At 41.8% G+C, this 6,683-nt stretch carries 2 protein-coding genes; one reads left to right on the forward strand and one right to left on the reverse strand.

The features are described from left to right. Positions 1–40: 40 nt before the first annotated feature. Positions 41–2,014: a TolC family outer membrane protein gene (locus tag V6260_RS08520; protein ID WP_341593669.1), complete on the reverse strand. Its 1,974-nt coding sequence runs from the start codon at positions 2,012–2,014 to the stop codon at positions 41–43. Positions 2,015–2,548: 534 nt separating this feature from the next. On the opposite strand from V6260_RS08520, the gene V6260_RS08525 reads away from it, so the two are divergent. Then, positions 2,549–6,683: retention module-containing protein (locus V6260_RS08525; RefSeq protein ID WP_341593670.1), on the forward strand; the 4,135-nt coding region annotated here is incomplete at its 3' end.

The following is a 6,683-nucleotide window of genomic DNA, read 5'->3' on the forward strand; positions in this document are numbered from 1 at the left end:
CGTCCAATGTTATAAAGTGTTATGTTCGTTTTAATTATTTTTAACTGTCGGTAATGATTGCTTCAATCCTTCTATTTACAGCATTGGCACGCACTGAAACTTCATTTATTTTTGGGCTGTCTATGCCATAACCAAAGGAAGAAACACGATTGGTTGCAATGCTGTATTGCTCGATTAATATGCGCGCGACAGAAAATGCGCGCTGTTCAGATAATTTACGATTATAAATTTCATTCCCGTCTAATGATGCGTGACCTTGTATTTCTACTTTTTTATCTGGATTATCTTTTAAATATTCAGCTAGTTTTTCGATTTCACGCATATACTCGTGACGAACATCACTCGAGTCGGCTGGAAATGGAATGCCTATTTCGACTGAGTTTATTTGTGGGCTATATAATGTACAGCCTGATAGGTCAACATTAGTGGCTGGTGGTGTACTAGGGCAAGTATCTTGCTCATTTGCTACACCATCGTTATCATCATCGGTAAAACTATTTGTTAAATTAGTTTCTGCGGGTATATCTAAGTATCTAGGCAGAGCTGTAACATTCATGTATGCATTGTCTTGTTGAGCTTTTTTTTGTAGGAATGCTCTACGTTTAAATGTTGTCGCAACATCGTAGGTAGGGCAGATGTTTTTTACGTTGTGGATCAGAGGATCATTTGTCAATTCCTTTAGTGTTGGGAATTTCTCAGACATAACGTTGAGAGCTGGCAATAACTTTCCCATTTCGCTAAGCATTGTTAATATTGCGGTTTGTCTATCATATTGGGCTTCAATGTATGAGCGGTTAGACTGAAATGCTTCATTTTCTGCATCGAGTACATCGAGCAATGTTCGTTGGCCAATATCAAATTGATCTCTATACGCTACTTTTACTCTGTTAGATGAGTTTTTATAGCTGTCGAGAGTGGGGATCTTTTGCTCAATAATTTTGACATTATGATACGCAATTTGCAGGCTTTGGCGAATATCTACGCAAGCTTGATCACGTTGGTATTTGGCAATATTTACATCTTGATAAGCCTGTTTTAGATTAGCGTTGTCTAGTCCTCCATTGTACAAGTTATAAGTAATATCTATGCCAACTCGTGCCTCTGTTCTGGTTTCATTTAAACCGAGCTCATCTCGGTCTTGGCTACCATAACGAGCAGATAAATCAACATTTGGGTGAAAAGCAGCCTTTTGTGCTTGTGCATTCGCTTTTTGTGCTTCGATATTATAAAGCGACGCGTAAAATGAAGGGCTGTTTTTATACGCGACTTCCAATGCCTGATTGATAGAAATAGGTATATTTTGTTCATTTAATTTTGCTTGTTTAATGTCACGGACTGGAAGCTCACCCACTATACGTAAATAACGTGCTGTGACATCGTGAAGGTTTGCATATTCGGTTAGTACATTAGATTGCGCTAATGATAAACGACCACTTATTTGCTCTAAATCTGCAGCGCGAGCTACGCCTGCCCCCACGCTTTGCTCTATTTGTTCATACACTGATTCGTGTTGTTGAAGATTCTCTTCTGCAAGTTCAATAAGCTCTTTAAATTTTTGTACATCCAAAAAAGCAATCGAGGCTTCAAGGACTGTTTGCTCTGCTTGTGACATTAATTCGAAATACCTGATCAGTTGAATGCGCTCAAAGCGCTCTACCGTATTGGATGTTCTAAATCCATCGTAGAGCATCTGTGTAACACTTAGCTCTGCTGTATTACGGTTGTATTCTTTCTCTGTTCCATAGTTGCGGCGCTCGTAGCCCGCACTTGCCGATACATCAACACTTGGTAAATAGCCTGAACGCGCTGCATCCACTCCATAAATTGATGACTTGAATACATGCCATGCTTCTTGCACCTCAGGATTATTTTCAAGGGCTTTACTCGATGCGTAGGTCAAAGGCATTACTGAGCTGTTATTTGCTAATACAATATTTGCAGAGCTAAATGCACCTATAGTTAAACTTACAAGTAGTAGACTTTTTTGCTTAAATAGGGCTCTTTTTGTAATCATTTCTACCTCTTAGATTCACTTTATTGATCAATACCATAGGTTATGGTTTAGTTAAAAAATGCACTATTTGCAAATAATTACTTTAGGGCGTGTTGCTCTTTGTGGATTGAAATTTGTTTAATCTAGGGGCGATTAAATCGAGGCGCGAGGTTAGTAATCCAGTGGGCTCGGTAACTGCTCCTGCGTTACCCTACTGGCTTACATCCATGTGAGAATAAGTAAAAACTGAGCAATAAAGAGTTGATCGTCCCTAAAAAGAACCCAAAAGGCAGCGTATGTTTGGCATTTATGCTGCGTTATCGCCTGTTCATGGGGAATAACCACACTGCATAGGCTCCACCTTGCCAAAAACCAAGCATACTGCTGTAAATTCCCTCATCAAAGATCAACACGCCCTAGTAAATGTAGTATTAATTTTATTCCATTCTTTAATTTTAAGCGCCAGAAAACTGTACTTCAGTACAGTATCTAATACGTTTTAATGTTCTACATTTAAGTGAGTAACTGGCTATTTTTATGTTTGAGGTAAGTACAATGGAATCTAATCAATTATTAGTTATTGACCTGAAAGGCTCTGTTGGTGTGGTTTTAGAAGATGACACCATAAAACAACTTGAGGTGGGCGATATAGTTTCTGTTGGCGACATAATTGTCACCGCTGACAATTCATCAATAATGATTGACGTGCAGGGTGAAACTCTTTCAATACCCGCCAATCAAAATATAAAAATTACCCCTGACTTAATTGCTAACGAAGCACGTGATAGCAGTGAAACGACTGTTTTTGATGAAAGTCTTGATGCAGCAATTGCAAGTTTAGATCAAGTTGATAACACAGATAGTCAGACAATTGCTAATACTGATGTTACCGATTTTTTAGATGCGCTTGAGGGCGACGGCGATATTCTTGATAGCCTAGAAGCAACAGCCGCCGGTGGTGGCGGTGCTGCAGGTTCAGGGGGAGGTAATTCATTTGTACAGCTAACACGTATAGCTGAAAGTGTTGACCCAAATAGTGTTGTATTTGACTCTAATTTTGAAGCAAACTCTACTGAGACATTTAATTTGCGTGATACTAGAGATGGAGTTGTGCCTGATGAAAGCCTTAGCTCTATATCACTTGATGAGTTAAATTTTACAAATACGTCTCAACCAACTATCACAGGCACTAGTGAAAGCCTTGTGGGTGAAACCGTCAATATTACCGTCACAGATGAAAATGGAAATGAGCAGATCGTGACCGCTGTTATAGCATCTGATGGTACATTTGAAATTACTTTACCAGCCCCTGTAGTTGATGGCTCAATTAGCGTAGTAGTGGAAGTGACCGATCCTGGAGGTAATACTCTCAACGATACAATTTTTATTGAAATTGATACGACAGCGCCCGTAATTAGTATTGAACCTGTAGAGGATACAAACGATACAACACCACTTCTTACAGGCGATGTGCTTGGCGTACCGCAAGGAACAGAGGTTTCACTGGTAATAACAGATAGTAATGGCAATGAGCAAACGGTCACGACACCGACGAATGCCGAGGGAATCTACAGTGTCGAAGTATTAAGTGAGTTAAGTGAAGGCAGCTTTACGGTTTCAGCGAGTGTGGGCGATGAAGCCGGTAATAGTAGTACCGCTACGACTGCTGGTATTATTGATTTAAGCGTACCAAGCGTAACTATTGAAAGCTTAGGGCAAAGTAACGATACAACACCTACTATCTCTGGCGCGACACTTGGGTTAGTTGCAGGTAGTACGGTAACTGTGATTATTACTGATAGCACAGGCGCTGAGTTGCAGTTTGTAACGACTACGGATGATGAGGGGACCTGGAACCTTGATCTATTACAGAATTTAGCTGAAGGAGAGTTTACTGTCGTAGCAAGTGTGAGTGATAGTGCTGGAAATACCGCTCAAGACACTCAAATTGGTAATATAGACTTGACTCCCGCGAGTATAAGTATTGATGCACTTCTAGATTTAAGTGATACAACACCGAGTATTAGCGGAATAACAAACGATGCAGTGCCAGAAAGTTTGGTGACAGTTGAGGTTGTAGACTCAAATGGAAATCTACAAACTTTTTCTACGGCTGTTAATGCAGATGGTTCATGGCAAGTAGAGGTTGAAGAGGATTTAGCCGATGGTGAGTTTGTAGTTACAGCCTCTATTATTGATACCTTTGGAAATGAAATATCAGCGACTACTACAGGTGTTATTGATACGTCGGCGCCAACAATTACAATAAATAATTTAGATGATATTGATAATGCAACACCCACAATATCTGGAAGTGTAGTGGGTGAGCCAGAAGGGACAGTAGTCACCATTGCTGTTACTGACGAAGCGGGTAATACCCAAACGATTACTACACAGGTTCAAGCTGATGGCACCTTTAGTGTAGATATACTTAATGAACTTAGTGAAGGTGAATATACTGTTGATGTATCGGTAGTTGATAGTGCAGGTAATACAACGACAGTATCAACTTCAGGTGAGGTAGATACTATTGCGCCAATTGTAACTATTGACGCACTTGACAGTAACAACGATACCACACCAACGATTTCAGGTACGGTGGGTGGCGAACCTGAAGGAACTGTGGTTAGCATTACAGTTATTGATAGCGAAGGTAATGTTCAAACAATAGAGACTGTAGTACAAGCTGATGGCACTTTTAGTGTGGTTATAGCTGATGAACTGAGCGAAGGGGAGTTTACTGTTGAGGTATCTGTAACCGACAGTGCTGGAAACGAGACAACAGCGGCGCTATCTGGTGAAGTTAATACTATAGCGCCAACTGTTCTAATCGACGCCCTTGGCGATACTAACGATACTACACCGACTATTTCAGGAAGTGTAGTAGGAGAGCCCGAAGGTACAGTGGTGACGATCACGGTCACTGATGAAGCAGGTAATCCACAAACCATTACCACTGAAGTGCAAGCCGATGGCTCCTTCAGTGTAGACGTACCAAATGAGTTAAGTGAAGGTGAATTTACTGTTGAGGTATCAGTTACTGATACCGCTGGTAATGAAACGACTTCAATGACCACGGGTGAAGTGGATACTGCTGCGCCAGTAGTGAACATTGACCCTGTGGGCGATACTAACGACACTACGCCAACTATTTTAGGCACTGCGACGGGTGAGCCAGAGGGCACCGTTGTCACTATTACGGTAACGGATGAAGCGGGTAATCCACAAACCATTACCACTGAAGTACAAGCAGATGGTACTTTTTCGGTTGATGTGCCTAATGAACTAAGTGAGGGTGAATTTACGGTTGAGGTATCGGTTACCGACAGCGCAGGTAATGAAACCACAGCAACCACAACCGGCGAAGTCGATACCACAGCGCCAATAGTGACTATTAACGCGCTAGGTGATACGAGTGATACAACACCGGTCATTTCAGGTACGGTTAGCGGTGAGCCTGCAGGGTCAACAGTTACTTTAACTGTTACTGATGCAAATGGGGTTTTACAAACAATTACAACGCAAGTTATTGCAGATGGGAGCTGGACTGTAGGCGTACCTGCGGCTTTGGCTGAGGGGAGCTACTCTGTAAATGCAAGTATTAGTGATAGCGCTGGTAATCAAGGTACAGCGAATGCTTCAGGTACAATTGATACAAGCACATTGACTATTACCATAGATGTTATTGGCGAAACCAACGATCAAACACCACAAATCAGCGGTGAAACCTTCAATGCTCAAGCAGGTTCGTCGGTTAATGTGCAGATCACTTACTCTGCGGGTGCAGTCATCACTTTAACTACAACTATTGATGAAAACGGACTCTGGAGTGTGACTCCACCGGCCGATTTGGCTGAGGGCACCATTTCAATTAGTGCAACAGTAACAGACCTAGGTGGTGGAAGCGCAAATGCAGAGCTTGATGCTGTAATTGATATTACACCTCCAACTATACAAGTAAATGAACTAGGAACAAGTAATGATACAACACCTGTTATTTCTGGTAACACGACAGGCGTAGTTTCAGGCACAGTTATAAACTTAACGGTTACTGACTCTCAAGGCGTTGTCCGTTCATTTAGCGCAACAACAGATGCCGATGGTAATTGGAGTGTTGAGCTTTCTCAAGAGCTGGCCTCGGGAGATTACTCTGTAGAAGCTGAAGTGTCTGATGCTGCAGAAAATAGCGCTTCAACTATGGCTACCGGTAACATAGATACATCAGGGCCTAGCTTAACCGTTGACTTTGATACTGTAACCAGCGACTCAACGCCTACCATTTCAGGTACTAGTGATGCAGAAGTTGGTACCATTATCACGGTTGTTATTACAGATGAAAATGGAGTTAAACAAACACTTACCACCACAGTAGATGCAAGTGGTAACTGGGAAGTAACTCCGCAAACAGATTTAAATGAAGGTGATAACACCATAGAAGTAAGTGTGTCTGATGAAGCCGGTAATATAACAGCAGTTATAGATACAATTACATTAGACACGCAAGCGTCAACTTTAACCATTCAAGATGTAGGCGATGTAAACGACCTAACACCGACATTACAAGGCACCAGTAATGAAATTGGCGGCACGGTCACACTCACCGTGACCGACAGCGACGGCGCCGTGCAAACCATTACCAGCACCGTTGAAAGTGATGGCCACTGGGATATTGAAATCCCCAGTGCGCTTG

The organism is Pseudoalteromonas aliena, assembly GCF_038155085.1.
GTDB classification, from domain to species: Bacteria; Pseudomonadota; Gammaproteobacteria; order Enterobacterales; family Alteromonadaceae; genus Pseudoalteromonas; species Pseudoalteromonas aliena_A.